An 18,896-nucleotide genomic window follows, 5' to 3' on the forward strand; every position below is an offset into this window, starting at 1 on the left:
CCAAAGTCAGAGGGTAACCATGGTTAGTAAAATTGGTGTTTTGACCAGTGGCGGCGACGCCCCGGGTATGAATGCAGCCATCCGCGGCGTTGTGCGCGCAGCATTGAGTGAAGGCATTGAAGTCTGCGGTATTTATGACGGCTACCAAACGCCTTCACCAAAACCGTATTGAAAAACTAAACCGTACTAGCGTATCGGATATCATCAACAGAGGTGGCACCTTCCTAGGTTCAGCACGCTTCCCTGAATTTAAAGATGAAAAAATTCGTGAGCAAGCCATCCAGAACATGAAGATGCACGGCATCGAAGCGCTGGTTGTGATCGGCGGTGATGGTTCATACATGGGTGCGAAGAAGCTAACCGAAATGGGCTTCCCATGTATTGGTCTGCCAGGCACTATCGACAACGACATCCCAGGTACTGACTACACTATCGGTTACCTGACGGCACTGAACACGGTTGTTGAAGCTATCGACCGTCTACGTGATACCTCATCTTCTCACCAGCGTATTTCTATCGTTGAAGTGATGGGTCGCCACTGTGGTGATCTGACTCTGATGGCGTCAATTGCTGGCGGTTGTGAATACTTCGTCACGCCAGAAATCGGCCTAGACAAAGAGAACCTGATCGCGAAGATCAAAGAAGGTATCTACAAAGGCAAGAAACACGCAATTATCGCGATCACTGAGTTGATGACTGACACCAATGAATTGGCGAAGTACATTGAAGCTGAAACTGGCCGTGAAACGCGCGCAACCATTTTGGGTCACATTCAACGTGGCGGTCAGCCACGTGCGTTCGACCGTATTCTTGCATCACGTATGGGTGCATTTGCGGTTGACCTTTTGATCCAAGGCGAAGGTGGTCGTTGTGTGGGTATCCAGCATGAAAAAATGGTTCACCACGACATCATTGATGCGATTGAAAACATGCGTCGCCCATTCCGCCAAGATCTGTATGACGTAGCAAACAAGCTATTCTGATCATCAGATTGCGCAGACAAGAACGGAGCCTATGGGCTCCGTTTTTTTATTCTGCTTTCCATTGGTATTGCGTCAAAAACGGTGTGACTAAATGCCGTCACCTTCAATGAACTCATTACCACTGATTTTCTGATCCATATCGAATGATGGTGTTTCACTGCTCGGCGTGCCAACAATCTTCGCAGGTACACCTGCCGCAGTGGTGTGCGGAGGAACAGGGATCAACACCACTGAACACGCAGCGATTTTCGCCCCCTCGCCCACTTCAATATTGCCCAGCACTTTTGCGCCTGCACCAATCATGACACCGGTACGAATTTTCGGGTGACGATCGCCACCTTCTTTGCCCGTCCCGCCTAACGTCACGTCCTGAAGAATGGAAACATCATCTTCAACCACCGCGGTTTCGCCAATGACAATACCCGTAGCATGATCAAACATGATGCCTCGACCAATACACGCCGCAGGGTGAACATCCACCTGACACGCGACAGAGATTTGGTTTTGCAAATACACGGCTAACTCACGACGACCTTGATACCAGAGCCAATTCGCCACGCGAAAGCCTTGCAGTGCATGAAAGCCTTTTAGGTAAAGCAAAGGCGTCGAATACAGCTCAATCGCAGGATCGCGTTCCACGGTCGCACAAATATCACACGCAGCAGACGCGACGATGCTGCTGTCTCCTGCATAGGCTTCTTCTACCACTTCGCGCACCGCCATCGCAGGCATACTCGGTGTAGCAAGCTTGTTGGCAAGGATATAGCTTAATGCGGCCGCCAACGTATCGTGCTTAATGATGGTGGCATGGAAAAAGCTCGCCAACATAGGTTCGCGCTCAGTCTGCTCTTTCGCTTCGCGCTTAATGGCCTTCCAGACTTTATCTTGCTGGCATTTTTTATCGCGGCCTTCACCACACATCCTTTGCATCTTCGTACCTTTTCTAACTTGCTCTAACCTTGCTACTCGTGCTGCTGCCGTCTTCTGTCTGTCAGACGCCATTAGGACACGCTTATCATCGTTGGTTAACGGCGATCACATCGTCTCAGTGTGACATAGATACCCAAACAACCCAATATTGAAACTGTTGACCGAAGGTAAGTTTGGCACTGACATTCTCACGTTGCTTGCCATCCGTCGCAAAAATAAAAAACGCGAGAATCACTCTCGCGTTTTTTCAGACTCAATATGGTGCTGCCGACAGTTTAACTATTCGGACGTTCTTTGACGCGCCAGCAAATCTTGCGCAGCTAAACGGGCATCTTTGCCCTCGTAAAGCACTTGATAAATCTGCTCGACGATAGGCATTTCAACGTCCATGCGCTTTGCAAGTACGCGGACTTCTTTGGTATTGCGGTAGCCTTCAACCACCTGACCAATTTCTGTCTGCGCTTCTTCCACGCCTTTACCTTGACCCAGCGCCAAACCAAAACGGCGGTTACGAGATTGGTTATCAGTACAAGTCAGTACTAGATCACCCAAGCCCGCCATGCCCATAAAGGTTTCACGCTCCGCACCAAGCGCCACGCCTAAGCGGGTTAACTCAGCAAGACCGCGAGTGATGAGCGCAGTGCGGGCGTTCGCCCCAAAGCCGATGCCATCAGACATCCCTGCGCCAATCGCAATCACGTTTTTCACCGCACCACCGAGTTGAATGCCGGTAAAGTCACTATTGGCGTAAACACGAAACGTGCGGCTACAGTGAAACTTCTCTTGCAGGTCAGCAAGAAAATCTGCATCCGGTGAAGCAACAGAAATAGCGGTCGGCAGACCTGCAGCCAATTCTTTGGCAAACGTTGGACCTGACAATACCGCCAGCGATACCTCATCACCCAGCTGTTCTCTGGCAACATCTTGCAGTAAACGACCGGTTTCCGGCTCCAGTCCTTTCGTTGCCCAGCAAATACGCTGATCAACACGAAGGAAAGGCTTCGCTTGCGACAAGACCAAACCAAACACATGGCTAGGCACGACCACCAAGATATCTCGGCTCACTTGCACTGCTTCTTCTAGATCGGCACTTAAGATCAGTGAGTCTGGGAAGGCGACACCCGGCAGAAACGCTTCGTTTGAACGATCAATTTCAAGCTGCGCCATATGCGCCGCTTCATGCCCCCACAACACGACGTTGGCACCATTACGAGCCAAAGAGATTGCGAGAGATGTACCGTATGAACCTGCGCCCAATACGGTCATGGCAACATTCGCCATAGCAACATTGGCTTGGGTATTTTCTGTCATTGGTGTCGACCCTTTTCGCTACGCTTACGCGTCAGCGTTTTCAGTGTTTTGCGTTTGGTTTTGCAGGTAGTTCATGAACAATGCGTCAAAGTTAACTGGCGCAAGGTTCAGTTGTGGGAACGTACCTTTCACAACCAAGCTTGAAATGGTTTCACGTGCGTATGGGAACAGGATATTCGGGCAGAATGCGCCTAGGCAATGTGCCAATTGTGGTGCTTCCATACCGCCAACGCTGAAGATACCGCCTTGCTGAACTTCACAAAGGAAACCCGTCTCTTCGCCGTTTTTCACGGTAACAGTCAGACGCAGAACCACTTCGTAAACACCTTCGCCTAGCTCACGGCTTTGGGTGTCCAGATCCAAGTTCACATCTGGGTTCCACTCTTGTTGAAAAACGTCTGGAGAGTTAGGCGCTTCAAAAGACACGTCTTTCAGGAAGATACGTTGGATTGCAAAGTTTTGTTGATCTTGTTGGTTGTTCGCTGCTTCAGCCATAATGATAAATCCTTGTTAATTAACCAAATGCTTTCTCGCATTCTAAAATGAGTCAGGCAGCCCCAATAGAGCTGCCTGTCGAATAGCTCACTGTTAGCGTTACTTTTTCTTTTTGTGACGGATAAGTGGCAGGTTCGCTTCGCTCCACGAAATCAAGCCATCTTTCAGCACGCTAACATTCTCAAACCCTGCTTTTGTCAGCAAATTCGCGCTTTCAATTGCGGTCTGGCCTGTCTTGCACACCAGAATGATTGGGTCTGATTTATGTTTTTCAATATCACCAAAGGTATTGGCTTTAATGTCTTTCGCCAAAACGTGAAGTGCACCTGCAATATGCCCTCCGCGGTATTCGTCGCGGCTACGGATATCAACAAACACACCATTCTCACGGTTAACCATCACGGTGGCATCATTTGGCGAGACAATTTTGTATGAAGCGGTTTTCTGCTTGATGACTGACAAAATCAGCGCAACAACCAGACCTACCCACACCAGTGACAAAATCAAGTTACTTTGGACAAATTCAATTAACTGCTGCATAGCTCGCTTCTACATTCATGTCGGCAAAAAAATCGACCCCGAGTATAACCTCCCGCGCTCGCAAGTACAGCATGGGCTTGGATTTCCATGCTCTCGCTCACTGCCACTAAACAGCAAAAGCTTGAAACCGGTCACACTCATCCCCATTTCAGATGTAAGGCCAAAAACTTTACTTTATCAAACCGCTTAGCAGGCATGCTTTCACTTAATGGCTGTTGCCTTACTACAACTATTTACTTGGTATTCGTCAGATATGAGAGCCCATCATATTGATAAGACGCGGTACAAGCCGCGAGACATCTAAGCTAAGCGCTTGGCATTACAAATTTTGTTGATTATTTAGCGGAAAAGTTTGCCTACTGCTTAACCAATAAAATGTAGTAAAGTTACGCTAATTGTTTTTATCGAAATTGACATTAAAGAGGACACTGTATGTCTGCTAAGAAGCCTTTGGCTCTCGTTATTCTGGACGGATGGGGTTATCGCGAAGATAACAGCGACAACGCCATTGCTAACGCTAAAACACCGGTCCTTGATGGCTTGATGGCGGGCACCAGCACCCTGATCTCAGCATCAGGCATGGACGTTGGTTTGCCAGATGGTCAAATGGGCAACTCTGAAGTTGGCCACACTAACATTGGCGCAGGTCGTATTGTTTACCAAGACCTGACCCGCATCACTAAAGCAATTGCTGATGGCGAGTTTTTCGACAACGCGGTTCTGACTGGCGCAGTTGATAAAGCAGTGAAAGCTGGCAAAGCGGTTCACATCATGGGCCTGATGTCACCAGGTGGCGTTCACAGCCACGAAGACCACATTGCAGCAGCAATAGAAATGGCGGTTCAGCGCGGCGCTGAAAACGTGTATCTACACTGCTTCCTTGACGGTCGTGACACACCACCTCGCAGTGCGAAAAACTCACTGGCACGTATCGATGAGCTGTTCGCAAAACTGGGTAAAGGCCGCACAGCGTCTATCATTGGTCGTTACTACGCCATGGACCGCGATAACAACTGGGATCGTGTCGAACAAGCGTATGACCTGCTGACTGAAGCAAAAAGCGATTTCACTTACGCATCAGCCGTTGAAGCACTAGAAGCGGCATACGCGCGTGAAGAAAACGACGAATTTGTTAAAGCCTCTGAAATCCGTGCTGAAGGCCAACCTGTTGCGTCTATCAATGACGGCGACAGCCTGATTTTCATGAACTTCCGTGCTGACCGTGCGCGCCAAATCGCTCGCACTTTCCTGCCATCGTTTGACGGTTTCACCCGTTCAAAAGTGGCGGCATTGTCAGATTTCGTGATGTTGACTGAATACGCATCAGACATCGACGCATCTTGTGCATACCCATCAGACAACCTAGTGAATACACTGGGTGAGTGGTTATCGAAAGAAGGGAAAACTCAGCTGCGTATCTCTGAAACAGAAAAATACGCACACGTGACCTTCTTCTTTAACGGCGGCGCTGAAAACGAGTTTGAAGGCGAAGAGCGTGCATTGGTTGCGTCACCAAAAGTGGCCACCTACGATCTACAGCCTGAAATGAGTTCAGAAGAACTAACTGACAAACTGGTTGCTGCAATTAAGAGCGGCAAGTTTGACCAAATCATCTGTAACTACCCGAACGGCGACATGGTTGGCCACACGGGTGTTTACGATGCAGCGGTGAAAGCGTGTGAAGCAGTAGATAGCTGCATCGCTCGTGTGGTTGAAGCCATCAAAGAAGTTGACGGCCAACTGCTGATCACCGCTGACCACGGTAACGCAGAAATGATGGTCGACCCAACAACGGGTGGCATTCACACTGCACACACCAACCTGCCGGTTCCATTGATCTACGTTGGTAGCAAGAATATCGAGCTGCTTGACGGCGGTAAATTGTCCGATCTAGCGCCGACTATGCTTTCATTGACGGATGTGTCTATCCCATCAGACATGACTGGTAAGCCGCTTTACGTGCAAAAATAATGTTTCAATGCTAAATACCACTTCGGTTATTTAGCGATTAAAACGCGTCGATGAGAAAGGAAAAACTCCCTTTTCGTCGGCGCGTTTTTTATTGTCTACCGTTCTCTTTACGCCGCCATTTTTGATCTGAAAATCTTGTTGAATTAGAAGCACTAATATCTTTCTGTTCTTGCGACGCTGAGACACTATCAGTAGTGCAGACCTATGATCAGATTGATATACTGCCAAACATGTTGGGAATAAATTTGCGCTTATCGAAAAAATTGCGCGCCAGTGCTTTATGCACTGGCGCTTTGCTATGCCTACTTGTCAGCTCATTATCAAACGCCAGCGATGAACAATTATCCGGCGTGAAAAATGAAATTTCCCGACAAGAACAACAACTCAATACGAGCAGCAAACAACTCAACAGCCTGCAATCGGCACTGAAAAAGCAAGAGCAATCTATCAGTGGTTTCGCCAAAAAAATCCGTGACGCCAATGCGATCCTTTCGTCGTTGGCAGACGACATTGCAGCCCTCAACCGTGAAAGTCAGCGCTTGGAGCAACGCAAACTCGGACAGATGGAACTACTGAAAGAGTTACTGAACAGCCAATATCGCCAAGGCGAACACAATCAGCTGAACGCACTGCTTAGCGGGCAAGACACCAACGAACTGGATCGCATGACGGTCTATGCCGAACGTCTTTCCAAAGCTCGTACCGATGCCATCAATGAATTGGCAGCAACCGATACCGAGTTGCAGCTCAAACGTCGCATGCTGGTTCAGCAAACAGAAAAACAGAAAACTGTGCTGGCATCACTTCAAGCCGATAAAACCAAGCTAGAAAAAGAACAACAGGCACAGAAAAAAACCGCCAGCGCCATTCAACGCCAAATCAGAAGCGACAAATCTTATCTTTCTGAGCTGCGTGATAACGAGAAAAGCCTCAAAGTCGAACTAGAGAAATCCGCAGAATTAGCGCGAGTTGCCGCCGAACAAGCCAAAGTCAAAATGGATGGGCTCGGCAAGTACAAAGGCAAACTGCAGTGGCCAGTAAAAGGCAAAGTACTGCATAGTTATGGCAGTCCGCAAAGTGGTCAATTGCGCTGGAACGGCATGGTCATTTCCGCCAAAGAAGGAGCCGAAGTCAAAGCGGCTCATGATGGCACGGTGGTGTTGTCTAACTGGCTACGCGGATACGGATTGATGGTGGTGGTTGATCACGGTAAAGGCGACATGAGTTTTTATGGCTATAACCAAGCACTGTTGCGCAATGTGGGAGACACAGTAAAAGCGGGAGACCCCGTGGCACTTGTTGGTAACAGCGGCGGGCAAGCCTCCTCCGGCCTTTACTTCGAAATACGGCGTAAAGGCAATGCCACTAACCCTAGCCCTTGGCTCGGGCGGTAAGCGGAGTCGGTAGCAGATGCAAAGGATTGTCACTGTCACCACCTACATCATACTCTCATTAGCACTGCTGTTCGCCATGCCAGCCATGGCGAACCCCTTAACGAAACCCAAGCTCGCGGTGATCATTGACGACCTCGGCTATGACCTGATGCCAAGAGATATCGCCAAACTCCCCGCTGCAATCAGTATCTCTGTGATCCCATTTACGGAGTTTGATACCGCTGTCGCACTGACTGCGCTTAGCCAACACCGTGAAATCTTGCTTCACTTGCCCATGCAAAGCCCACCCGGCGCGCCACAAGAGTCATATGTGCTAACGCTCGACATGTCCAAACTAGAGATGCAAGAGGCCGTGCAAGAGGCGCTGTATCGCGTTCCTCATGCGATTGCGGTGAACAACCATATGGGCAGTTTACTGACTCAGCACAGCGAACCGATGCATTGGATTATGGAGTTGCTCCACGACAGGCAATTGGGATTTATCGACAGCCGTACCACCGTCAATACGGTGGCACAAAAAATCGCGAAGCAACATGGTCTCCCCAACAATCGCCGCCATGTCTTTCTCGACCATTATCTCAATGAAGCATTTATCTCTGATCAACTCGAACTGGCCGTCACACTGGCAGAAAAACGAGGTATCGCGGTCGTGATAGCCCACCCTTACCCAATCACACTCGATACGCTGCAAAAAGCACTTCCTGAGCTTCAGCAACGGGTTGATTTAGTGCCTATCTCTCAGGCCTTCTTGCCCTAAACCGCGATTTTCACCTTTGCCCTAGCATTAAAAAACCCGCCGTAGCGGGTTTGATTATTATTTTTTAGTCACCCACGATTGGTGAAGATTACTTCTGCCAATCCAAAATCACTTTGCCTGACATGCCTGAACGCATCATGTCAAAGCCTTGTTGGAAATCATCCACACTATAGTGATGCGTGATGATTGGGCTGAGATCCAAACCTGATTGAATCAAGCTCGCCATCTTGTACCACGTTTCGAACATCTCGCGACCATAGATACCTTTAATCACCAGGCCTTTAAAGATCACTTGGTTCCAGTCGATACCCATGTCTGAAGGCGGAATACCCAGAAGGGCAATACGACCACCATGGTTCATGGTTTTCAGCATGGCATTGAACGCTGACGGGTTACCTGACATTTCCATGCCCACATCGAAGCCTTCACGCATGCCAAGTTCGGCCATCACGTCTTCCAGCTTTTCTTCAGCGACATTTACTGCACGGGTTACACCCATTTTGCGTGCCAAATCCAAACGGTATTCGTTCACATCCGTGATCACCACATGACGCGCGCCCACATGTTTAGCCACCGCGGCAGCCATGATACCGATTGGGCCTGCGCCCGTGATCAATACATCTTCACCCACCAAATCAAACGACAATGCCGTATGAACCGCGTTGCCAAATGGGTCGAAGATTGATGCGAGATCATCAGAGATATCCGCAGGGATTTTGAAAGCATTGAACGCAGGGATCACCAAGTACTCTGCAAATGCACCTTCACGGTTAACACCAACACCGGTGGTATTGCGGCAAAGATGTGTGCGACCGGCACGGCAGTTACGGCAGTGACCACACGTGATATGACCTTCACCTGAAACACGGTCGCCCACAGTGAAACCGCGAACTTCCTGACCCATGGCAACCACTTCACCCACGTATTCGTGACCGACAACCATCGGCACAGGAATGGTCTTTTGTGACCATTCGTCCCAGTTGTAGATATGTACATCGGTGCCACAAATTGCCGTTTTACGGATTTTGATCAGAAGATCGTTGTGACCCACTTCTGGTAGGTCGACTTCTGTCATCCAAATCCCTGGCTCTGGTTTCAGTTTTGCCAGTGCTTTCATTTTGTTTGTCATTGTCACTTACTCAATCAGCCCCATGTCTTTACCCACTTTGATAAAGGCATCGATAGCTTTGTCTAATTGCTCGCGGCTATGTGCAGCCGACATTTGTGTACGAATACGTGCTTGGCCTTTTGGTACCACAGGGAACGAGAAACCTACCACGTAGATACCTTCTTCCATCATACGTTCTGCAAACTCAGCACCCACTTTTGCGTCGCCAAGCATGACAGGAATGATCGCATGATCGGCGCCAGAAAGCGCAAAACCTGCCTCGCTCATTCGCGCACGAAAATGGCTCGCGTTCTCCCATAGTTGGGTGCGCAAATTGCCGCTTTCTTCCAGCAGGTCAATCACACGAATAGACGCAGACACAATGGCCGGTGCGAGAGAATTCGAGAACAGGTACGGACGTGAGCGCTGGCGCAGCCAATCAATCACTTCTTTCTTACCCGACGTGTAACCGCCTGATGCACCACCCATGGCTTTGCCCAGCGTGCCGGTAATGATATCGATGCGTTCAATCACGTCGTGGTGCTCGTGCGTACCACGACCATTCGCGCCCATAAAGCCCACTGCGTGAGAGTCATCAACCATCACCAATGCGCCGTATTTGTCTGCCAAATCACAAATCGCTGGCAGGTTCGCCACGACGCCGTCCATTGAGAACACACCGTCTGTCACGATAAGCGTGTTACGTGCGCCGGCTTCTTTGGCAGCGATCAGTTGCTGCTCAAGCTCTTCCATGTTGTTGTTGGCATAGCGAAAACGCATCGCTTTACAAAGACGCACACCATCAATGATTGAGGCATGGTTGAGTGCGTCAGAAATGATCGCATCTTCCGCACCCAAAATGGTTTCAAACAAACCCGTGTTGGCATCAAAGCAAGAGGTATAAAGAATGGTGTCTTCCATACCTAGGAAGGTAGAAAGCTTTTCCTCAAGCTCTTTGTGCGCGTCTTGCGTTCCGCAGATGAAACGAACTGATGCCATACCAAAGCCATGCTGATCCATGCCCTTTTGCGCCGCGTCAATCAGCGTTGGGTGGTTCGCTAAGCCAAGATAATTGTTCGCACAGAAATTCAACACTTCAGCGCCGGACGTCACCGAGATACTCGCCTGTTGGGCAGAAGTGATCACGCGTTCATCTTTGTACAGACCTTCAGCTTTGGTTTCTTCAAGCTGCTGGCGGATTTGCTGGTAAAAAGCGGCAGTCATCGCTCACTCCATCAAGGAAAACAGGAACAGATTTAAAACGTGCAACCAGTAGATCACTGATAACACAGTGCTTATTGCACCACATGCAGCTGATATGCCCAAGGGATGCTTTTAATGCAGTATGACATATCAGAATGGAGGTCGATAATAGAATTATGAGGAAGGCTTCGTCTATCGAATTAGCACATCTTATTGCCATGGATCACGCAGATAAATCACGCAGACGCAGACGCCATTTGCTGACGATAATGCTCAATAATTTCACCCACGACCGCACGGCCTTTGTCGGTTGTCATTGGCGACACCATATTGAGGATCTGAAGGACGCCTTGATAGATAACGGCAGGGGTGATTTTAGCTTGGGGCGCTTGCGCACTTTGATAGAAGATCCAGCTCGATGCGACCAATTTAAGCGTGCTGCATAAAGACGCCAATGCTTCATCTTCCATATCCAGCCAGCCCGTTTCACGAAACTGCCCCAGCATCGCAAACAAGTTAGTTTTAAGGCTTTGTTGCGCCGTCAGATACTTGTTTTGTAACACCGCATCGCGGCGCAAGATATCGGGCAAATTTGCGTAGAAGAAGCGGTAACGCCACATCAACTGAAACGTCGCATCGAGATAAGCAAGCAGACGCTGTTGATCCGATTCAGCAGGGGCTTCTGGCTGAAAACCTACCGTGAGATCGAGCGCGTATTGATCGAAAATACTGTGTATAATCTCTTCCTTATTACGGAAGTGATAATACAAATTTCCTGGGCTAATCCCGAGATCAGCAGCAATGTGATTGGTAGTGACATTCGGTTCACCCTGCTCGTTAAACAGTGCCAATGCAGAATGAATAATGCGATCACGGGTTTTCATGGTTAAACTGCTATCCTCATGCCCAATAGGGAAATGTAAATATTACCATAGCCTCCGCGAGAGTGATGGCGTGGTCTTCTCATTGTCAGATATTAGGTAAAAGTATGATTATAGTGACTGGCGGCGCTGGCATGATTGGCAGCAACATTGTTAAAGCCCTGAACGAACAAGGTATCAACGACATTCTGGTGGTTGATAACCTGAAAGACGGTACCAAGTTCGTGAACCTGGTCGATCTAGACATCGCCGACTACATGGACAAAGAAGACTTCATCACTCAAATCATGGCTGGCGATGATTTCGGCCCGATTGAAGCCATCTTCCACGAAGGCGCATGCTCTGCCACCACCGAGTGGGACGGCAAATACATGATGCTCAACAATTATGAGTATTCAAAAGAGTTGCTGCACTTCTGTCTTGAGCGTGAAATTCCGTTCCTGTACGCCTCCTCTGCTGCCACCTATGGCGGCCGTGACCATGACTTCATCGAAGAGAAGCCATACGAAGGCGCACTGAACGTTTACGGTTACTCGAAGCAACAATTCGACAACTATGTTCGTCGCATTTGGGCGGATGCAGAAGCGCACGGCGAGAAGCTTTCTCAAATTACGGGTTTCCGCTACTTCAACGTTTATGGTCCACGTGAAGGCCATAAAGGCAGCATGGCGTCAGTGGCATTCCACTTGAACAACCAAATCAAAGACGGTCAGAACCCGAAACTGTTCGAAGGCAGCAATACCTTCAAACGTGATTTCGTCTACGTCGGTGATGTTTGCAAAATGAACCTTTGGTTCCTGGAAAACGGCGTTTCTGGCATCTTCAACTGCGGCACCGGCCGAGCTGAACCTTTCCGCGCTGTGGCTAACGCGGTTATTGCTCACCACAACCAAGGCGAAGTGGAAGAAATCCCGTTCCCAGATCACTTGAAAGGCCGCTACCAAGCCTATACCCAAGCCGACCTGACCAAGGTTCGCGCGGCGGGTTACAACGATGAGTTTAAAACTGTCGCTGAAGGCGTTGCTGAATACATGGCAATACTGAATAAGTAACTGGCTGAAAAACGGGCCTCGGTCCGTTTTTTTTCTTCCCTCTGATTTATCTGTAGTTTCGACTCTATGAGCCAAGAATCTAGCACCAACTCCTATTTACCCAAATTCGAATGGGCATTCCTTCATCCTCGCTATTGGGGAACATGGCTAGGCATGTTCTTTGTCGCGATCCTCGCTTTTGTGCCTTTTCGTTTACGTGACAAGTTCGCAGAATTTCTCGCCAAAAAACTGGTGAAAATGAACAACCGCGCTAAAAAACGTGCCGTGGTCAATCTTCTAGAATGTTTTCCCGAGAAAACCGAAGAAGAGCGTTTTGCGATCTTAGAACAAAGCTATATTAACGCAGGATGCGTGATGCTTGGCTTTGCCACCATCATGATGCGCAGCAAGCACTACTTGGAAAAACGCACGTTATTTCGTAATGAGGAAATCCTCACTGACTTAGTTGAAAACGGCGAGAAAGTGATTTTGCTGGTGCCACACAGTTGGGCAATTGATTACCCCGCAGTGCAACTCGCCTCACGTGGCTTACCTGTTGCTGCTATGGTGAAAAAGCAAAAAAACCGGGTGGTCGATTGGCTAATGAATGTGCAACGCCTCAAGTACGGTGGTCGCACCCACGAACGTTCTGACGGCGTAAAGCCCTTCATTAAATCCGTGCGTGAAGGCTATTTGGGATATTACTTGCCTGACGAAGATCATGGCCCAGAACACAGTGTATTCGTGCCCCTCTTCGCCACCCAGAAAGCGACGCTTTCAGGATTAGGTAAATTGGCAAAACTTAGCCGCGCGAAAATTGTGCCGCTTATGCCTGTTTATAACCGAGAAACCGGTAACTTTGAGGTCATCATCCAGCCCCCGCTGGCCCCGTTCCCATCAGGCAGCGAAGAAACAGACGCACGCATGATGAACGAGCGCATCGAGCAGTTTTTGGAAGACGATCCAGGGCAATATATGTGGATTATGAATTTGCTGAGATCTAGGCCAGATGGTAGTCAGCTTTATTGAGGGTCATCACCAATGAATATTCTTATGGCACTTTCCCAACTGGAAGTGACCGGAGCGGAAGTCTACGCCACCACAGTAGGCAACGAACTGACTCATCGTGGCCACCATGTGTTCTATGTGTCGGACACATTGACCAAGCCGCACGAAAGCCAATTTTTTAAACTTCGTTTTAACAAGCGCAGTATTCTGCGCCGTTTTTGGCATGTCGGCTATCTGGTTTTCCTGATCAAAAAACACAACATTCAGATGGTGCATGCACACTCTCGCGCCTCAAGCTGGAGTTGTCACGTCGCCTGTAAGATCATGGGCACGCCGATGGTCACCACAGTGCATGGCCGGCAGCCTGTGCATGCCTCGCGGAAAAAATTCCATGCCATGGGCAACAAAGCAATGCCTGTTTGCGAAGCGATTTACCATCAGCTAATTGACGATCTAAATGTTCCAGTACACATGCTGGAAGTCAGCCGGAATGGTATCGATACCAACCGTTATCAGTGGGTTGAGGCGCCGAACAACGCACGTAAAGTCATCGCTATCATTGGTCGATTAAGCGGTCCTAAAGGCGAACTCGGTTACCGTCTTCTTGATGAATGTTTAGATCTTGCTAAGTACGAGGTCAAAGTCGTCACCGGCACAATAGCTGATGCGCGCTTTGACAAATTCCGGGGCAACACCGATTTTGTTGGTTATGTCGAAGATGTGCCCGCTATGCTAGCCAAAGCCGATTTGGTGATTGGCGCAGGTCGTGTTGCGATGGAATCACTGCTTTGTGGCCGTCCAACGCTGGCCATCGGCGAAGCCATCAATATCGGCCCCGTCACCACCGACAATATCGCTCATGCCATGGCAACAAACTTTGGCGATATCGGCAAAAAAGAATTAGACATCGACTTTAGCGCCATCAGCAAACAAGTGGAGTTAGCACTGGCGACACCACATTGCGATCCGTCCGTAACGGAAACCATCAAACAAAGCTACGAACTGCAAAATATCGTCTCTCACATCGAAGATATTTATCAGTCAGTGTATGTCTATACCAAGCGTAAAGATATCCCGGTACTCATGTATCACCGTTTTATCGATTCAGACACAGGTAAAGGCAGCATCGGTCCTTACCTTGATATCAAGATGTTCGAAAAGCACTTGAAGCTGTTAAAACGCTTTGGTTTCGAAACACTTACTTTTTCTGATTTAAAAGAGAAGGGACTAATTTCACGCCTAGACGCTGGTAAACGGTATTGCATGATCACCGTGGATGATGGCTTCAAAGATAACTACACCCTGATGTTGCCGCTATTGAAGAAATACAATTTCAAAGCAGTGGTGTATGCTGTCACAGGCGTTGATTTCAACAAATGGGATGTTGAACATACAAGCACGCCAGAAAAGCGATTCGATCTTATGAGCGCCCAAGAAATCAAAGCCATGGCCGATTCTGGGCATATCGAATTTGGCGGGCACACGCTGACCCATCCGCACTTAGATACGCTAACGTATGATGAGCAATACCATGAGATTGCTGAAAACAAGAAGCAGTTAGAAGCGTTGTTGGGCAAGGAATTGCCCTCATTCGCATACCCCTACGGCGAATGGAATGATGATAGTAAAGCCTTATCAAAAGACCTTGGCTTTGATTTCGCCGTCGCCACTAATAGCGGCCCATTAGCAATACACCAAGATCCATTTTTGATTCGTCGTATCGGGATTTTCCCAGGAACTGATGTGTGGTCACTTGCGCGTAAGATTACGGGTGGGTATTTGTTTAGGAAGGAAAGAAATAAATAATGCGCTTATCAATCACATCTAATAGCTTCATCTACTCAGCAATACTTCTCGTTCCAGCACTTTTGCTTTGGACGCCTAATTTTAGTGTCGCTGTCATCGGAGCCGTGTTTCTTTATTCACTTTACTACGTATTCTCCAATAGACAATCGATTAATATACTTAAATTTGATTGGGTCGTCATACTCTGTCTATCATCATATGCACTAGCTAATCTCTCAAATGTCATTTTAGACAATGGCAACTTCCGCTATTTGGCAGGCCAAGTCGATTTATAGCCTGCATACCGATCTTCATCATGCTCAGACATCTAACTCCAAATCCACAAATAATTTTCAATAAGTTAGAAATCGGAGTAATCATTGGTTCAATGGGCAGTGCTAGTATCGCTTTCTATCAATCTTATATTCTTGGAATGGACAGAGTAGATGGATTTTTATTTAGCATCAATTTTGGCTTTCTCTCCTGCTCCCTATTGTTTTTAGCCATCGGATTGTTACCACACTCTAGAGTGAAAAATTGGTTATATTTATCAATTTCACTGTCAGTTTTTGCCACATTAACCACAGAAACCAGAGGCTCGATATTTGCAATTCCACTGCTTTTTTTAGCTGCGGTAATATTTCACTATCACACCATGCGTTTGCGTCTAATAATTATTGGGGCTATTTCGCTTTGTGTATGTGTTATTGCGCTATATAACATATCTGATAATTTCAAAGACAGAATAGACTACACAAAGACGGAATTTGTGAGTATAGCATCTGGAGAAGTGGGCCAGGCCGTTTCATCTGGAGGACGCCTTCAACTATGGCAGTCTGCAACGCATGCATTCAAAACGAGCCCACTCATCGGACTGACCTACTCAGAGCGCGAAGCTGAAATTCGGAAATTATACGAGCAAGGAGAAGTTACGGATTGGGTTCTAGGTATCGCTCGGGGGCACGCTCATAGTCAATACTTTGAAATGCTGGCAAGCAATGGTATTCTTGGTGCTACATCCATACTCTTAATTTTACTACTACCTACACTCTACTTTTTTAGTCACCGGCATAGTAAACCCAATAGGTTTTCCTATTTAGGTTTTTTGTTTGTCAGTGCCTTTGTGATTTTTTGCTTCACCGAAGCCCCTCTCCAAGCTAACTTAATCAGTGCTTACTACTCTTTCATGCTTGTTGTCCTAATATCTGCATTCAAGACAGACATTGAAGCACAGAGATAATACTATGTTGAAATCCGCCCCTAAATTTCTTGTTATTGGACCATCTTGGGTAGGTGATATGGTTATGTCGCAGAGCCTATATAAACGTCTGCGCTCACTATATCCTAATGCCTTTATAAGTGTAATGGCACCAGCGTGGTGTAAACCCATACTTGAACGAATGCCAGAAGTAAATGAAGCCATCGACATGCCTATTGGACATGGCAGCTTCGAACTTCTTTCACGCTGGAAACTGGGGCGTGCGCTTTCGTGTAGAGATTACACAAATGCGGTCATCTTGCCAAATTCAGCAAAATCAGCACTAATTCCTCTTTTCGCAGGTATCAAAGTCCGCACAGGCTGGAAAGGAGAGATGCGCTACGGCTTGCTGAACGACCTGCGTCCTGATCGCAAAGTCTTTCAGTTTATGGTGGAACGCTATGTCGCCTTGGCGCATAGAAAGAGCACAATGCTGTCAGAAGTTACGTTAGATGACATTCCGAATCCCTCACTCAAAGTGGATAAAGACAACCAGCGATCTTGCTTGTTACGACATAATATCTCACCAGAATTACCCATTGTGGGTTTGTGTCCAGGCGCAGAATTTGGCCCAGCAAAGCGCTGGCCTGAGCAGCACTATGCCTACATCGCTAAACAGTTAATCACTGAAGGAAATCAAGTGTGCCTTTTCGGTGGTCCAAAAGACAAATCAGTCACTGAAGGCATCATTAACGCACTTTCTGAACATCAAAAATCAATGTGTTTTAACTTAGCTGGTGAAACTTCATTGATAGATGCTGTGGATCTGCTGGCTGCTTGTCATACTGTATTTTCAAACGATTCAGGGCTTATGCATGTCGCTGCCGCAGTTAACGCCAATATTGTGGCGATCTATGGCTCAAGCTCCCCCATGTATACTCCTCCGCTTTCAAATAGCGTAAAAATCGTCAATACTGATATACGTTGTCGTCCTTGTTTTAAACGGACATGTCCATTGGAGCACTTAAACTGCCTTAATAAATTAGCACCAGAGATGGTAATGTCGGCATATAGAGATCTTGTTAACTGCCACAGAGTTAATAAGTCATAAATATTGATAATTAAAAATATATTCACTTGTGTCTAGTCATCACACATTGATTATCAGGAAAAAGCCATGATCATAGCATGGCTTTGAAGTAACGCGCTTAGTGATTTCACTCTAAACCAGAAAAAGCTGCATTTGTACTTCGAGAAAATTCACAGCTCAATCTCCTCAGCACCACCACGTAGCAATTTCTGACTGATATTTTTAATTCTTGCTTTGTTTTTTACACTATAATCATCAAGATTAACCTTCAGATTATATATTTTAATCCCAGGGTACATTAGCATAGCTGTAAATTGAGCAGTCGAATTCCCCCCTACCAATGCAGAAAGTTTTATTTTCTTATCAATTAATTCTATTTCCAAAGGCAGTTCACTTTTATGGAAAATCAAACCATTGATTTTCCATATTTCCTCGCTCACCAATTTACTTTCTGTACGGTGAGGAAAATACAGAACCTCTTTATCAGAAGACTCCACAAAGGCTTTAACTTCTATCACATAGCGATAAATAGACTTTTGATGCTTAGATCCTATCGCACCTTGTCCTATAAAACCAACAGGAGCCGAAGGAGAATACAAAGATTCACACATATAATCCTTTTTTAACTCCATTAGAGTATTCTTATGAATTTTATGTGCAGGACTATCAATATCGAAGATTGTAAATAACTCTAAACTTTCAGACTGTTCCAAAAATCTAACTGGCTTACAAAAATTAAGTAAAACTGTCAGATCTGAAAAAAAACGAGAACGACGGTATGGCGTCTTATTTCTAATAACCTCTTCATAGTCATTAATCGTGAGCGTCCCATCATCAAACAAAACCTCACTTTCGACAGCCAAGTTTTTAAGAAATAATTTTGCATGCCAAGAGTTATATTCTCCATGGAAAAAACGCCCCACAATGGCGCCAGGGAAAGCCTTTTTAAATATATTTATACAATGGGGTATTGTTGTACTTCTACTTCTTCGTTCCAAGTGAATGATTTCATCCCAATCCTCTTCTCTTAAAATATTTCCCTGCTGCTTAATGCCAAGCTCACCTGATTGCTCCATTAAAATAAGAACATTATTTTCAGTTTCAAAGTATGACTTAGCTTCTTTTGCACAGATATATTGGAATGGTGACGTAACTAAAAACACATTCACATTTTGATTCATATATGGACTCTTAACTCATTTTTGATAAAA

At 47.0% G+C, this 18,896-nt stretch carries 16 protein-coding genes and 1 pseudogene; 9 read left to right on the forward strand and 8 right to left on the reverse strand.

What is annotated here, in order from left to right; translation table 11 throughout:
- The first annotated feature begins 19 nt into the window (after positions 1 to 19).
- A pseudogene (pfkA, locus tag AC3CIC_RS15360) lies at positions 20 to 983 on the forward strand (6-phosphofructokinase).
- A gap of 87 nt (positions 984 to 1,070) precedes the next feature.
- On the opposite strand, the gene cysE reads toward pfkA, so the two are convergent.
- The 4 genes from cysE to AC3CIC_RS15380 all read right to left on the reverse strand — a co-directional run bounded on the left by cysE (position 1,071) and on the right by AC3CIC_RS15380 (position 4,259).
- Positions 1,071 to 1,913 carry a serine O-acetyltransferase gene (gene cysE / locus AC3CIC_RS15365; protein ID WP_016961919.1) on the reverse strand — a complete coding sequence of 281 codons (843 nt, stop codon included), beginning with the start codon at positions 1,911 to 1,913 and terminating at the stop codon, positions 1,071 to 1,073.
- Positions 1,914 to 2,192: 279 nt separating this feature from the next.
- Positions 2,193 to 3,224, reverse strand: coding sequence for an NAD(P)H-dependent glycerol-3-phosphate dehydrogenase (gene gpsA / locus AC3CIC_RS15370; protein WP_016961918.1), 1,032 nt, complete (start codon positions 3,222 to 3,224; stop codon positions 2,193 to 2,195).
- Positions 3,225 to 3,248: 24 nt separating this feature from the next.
- The gene (gene secB, locus AC3CIC_RS15375) at positions 3,249 to 3,719 is read right to left on the reverse strand and encodes a protein-export chaperone SecB (RefSeq protein ID WP_016961917.1); all 471 of its coding nucleotides are present in this window, start codon (positions 3,717 to 3,719) and stop codon (positions 3,249 to 3,251) included.
- A gap of 99 nt (positions 3,720 to 3,818) precedes the next feature.
- Positions 3,819 to 4,259: a rhodanese-like domain-containing protein gene (locus tag AC3CIC_RS15380; RefSeq protein ID WP_017006099.1), complete on the reverse strand. Its 441-nt coding sequence runs from the start codon at positions 4,257 to 4,259 to the stop codon at positions 3,819 to 3,821.
- 432 nt (positions 4,260 to 4,691) lie between these two features.
- Here AC3CIC_RS15380 and gpmM point away from each other — a divergent pair, with 432 nt between their 5' ends.
- The 3 genes from gpmM (at position 4,692) to AC3CIC_RS15395 (ending at position 8,381) form a co-directional block, all read left to right on the forward strand.
- Positions 4,692 to 6,230, forward strand: a complete 1,539-nt coding sequence (gene gpmM, locus AC3CIC_RS15385; protein WP_394212461.1) for a 2,3-bisphosphoglycerate-independent phosphoglycerate mutase — start codon at positions 4,692 to 4,694, stop codon at positions 6,228 to 6,230.
- Positions 6,231 to 6,460: 230 nt separating this feature from the next.
- Positions 6,461 to 7,624 (forward strand): peptidoglycan DD-metalloendopeptidase family protein, encoded by a 1,164-nt coding sequence (locus tag AC3CIC_RS15390; protein WP_488514989.1) that lies wholly within the window; start codon positions 6,461 to 6,463, stop codon positions 7,622 to 7,624.
- Between the two features lie 16 nt (positions 7,625 to 7,640).
- Positions 7,641 to 8,381, forward strand: coding sequence for a divergent polysaccharide deacetylase family protein (locus tag AC3CIC_RS15395; RefSeq protein ID WP_488514990.1), 741 nt, complete (start codon positions 7,641 to 7,643; stop codon positions 8,379 to 8,381).
- 88 nt (positions 8,382 to 8,469) lie between these two features.
- On the opposite strand, the gene tdh is transcribed toward AC3CIC_RS15395, so the two are convergent.
- The 3 genes from tdh to AC3CIC_RS15410 all read right to left on the reverse strand — a co-directional run bounded on the left by tdh (position 8,470) and on the right by AC3CIC_RS15410 (position 11,576).
- On the reverse strand, positions 8,470 to 9,510 hold the full coding sequence (gene tdh, locus AC3CIC_RS15400) for an L-threonine 3-dehydrogenase (protein ID WP_016961912.1): 1,041 nt from the start codon (positions 9,508 to 9,510) through the stop codon (positions 8,470 to 8,472).
- A 6-nt stretch (positions 9,511 to 9,516) separates the two neighbouring features.
- The gene (locus tag AC3CIC_RS15405; RefSeq protein ID WP_488514991.1) at positions 9,517 to 10,713 is read right to left on the reverse strand and encodes a glycine C-acetyltransferase; all 1,197 of its coding nucleotides are present in this window, start codon (positions 10,711 to 10,713) and stop codon (positions 9,517 to 9,519) included.
- A 215-nt stretch (positions 10,714 to 10,928) separates the two neighbouring features.
- Positions 10,929 to 11,576: a TetR/AcrR family transcriptional regulator gene (locus AC3CIC_RS15410; protein WP_016961910.1), complete on the reverse strand. Its 648-nt coding sequence runs from the start codon at positions 11,574 to 11,576 to the stop codon at positions 10,929 to 10,931.
- A gap of 104 nt (positions 11,577 to 11,680) precedes the next feature.
- Here AC3CIC_RS15410 and rfaD point away from each other — a divergent pair, with 104 nt between their 5' ends.
- The 5 genes from rfaD (at position 11,681) to waaF (ending at position 17,706) form a co-directional block, all read left to right on the forward strand.
- Positions 11,681 to 12,625: an ADP-glyceromanno-heptose 6-epimerase gene (rfaD, locus tag AC3CIC_RS15415; protein WP_016961909.1), complete on the forward strand. Its 945-nt coding sequence runs from the start codon at positions 11,681 to 11,683 to the stop codon at positions 12,623 to 12,625.
- A gap of 66 nt (positions 12,626 to 12,691) precedes the next feature.
- The gene (lpxM, locus tag AC3CIC_RS15420) at positions 12,692 to 13,633 is read left to right on the forward strand and encodes a lauroyl-Kdo(2)-lipid IV(A) myristoyltransferase (RefSeq protein ID WP_026023772.1); all 942 of its coding nucleotides are present in this window, start codon (positions 12,692 to 12,694) and stop codon (positions 13,631 to 13,633) included.
- A 12-nt stretch (positions 13,634 to 13,645) separates the two neighbouring features.
- Complete coding sequence (locus AC3CIC_RS15425) at positions 13,646 to 15,418, forward strand: bifunctional glycosyltransferase family 4 protein/polysaccharide deacetylase (protein ID WP_488514992.1); 1,773 nt, start codon at positions 13,646 to 13,648, stop codon at positions 15,416 to 15,418.
- 295 nt (positions 15,419 to 15,713) lie between these two features.
- Positions 15,714 to 16,637, forward strand: a complete 924-nt coding sequence (locus AC3CIC_RS15430; protein ID WP_488514993.1) for an O-antigen ligase family protein — start codon at positions 15,714 to 15,716, stop codon at positions 16,635 to 16,637.
- A gap of 4 nt (positions 16,638 to 16,641) precedes the next feature.
- Positions 16,642 to 17,706 carry a lipopolysaccharide heptosyltransferase II gene (waaF, locus tag AC3CIC_RS15435; RefSeq protein ID WP_488514994.1) on the forward strand — a complete coding sequence of 355 codons (1,065 nt, stop codon included), beginning with the start codon at positions 16,642 to 16,644 and terminating at the stop codon, positions 17,704 to 17,706.
- Between the two features lie 149 nt (positions 17,707 to 17,855).
- Here waaF and AC3CIC_RS15440 read toward each other — a convergent pair whose 3' ends face one another.
- Positions 17,856 to 18,866 (reverse strand): glycosyltransferase 52 family protein, encoded by a 1,011-nt coding sequence (locus tag AC3CIC_RS15440; protein ID WP_488514995.1) that lies wholly within the window; start codon positions 18,864 to 18,866, stop codon positions 17,856 to 17,858.
- Between the last annotated feature and the right edge of the window lie 30 nt (positions 18,867 to 18,896).

The organism is Enterovibrio sp. QJM3NY_24 (assembly GCF_057786035.1).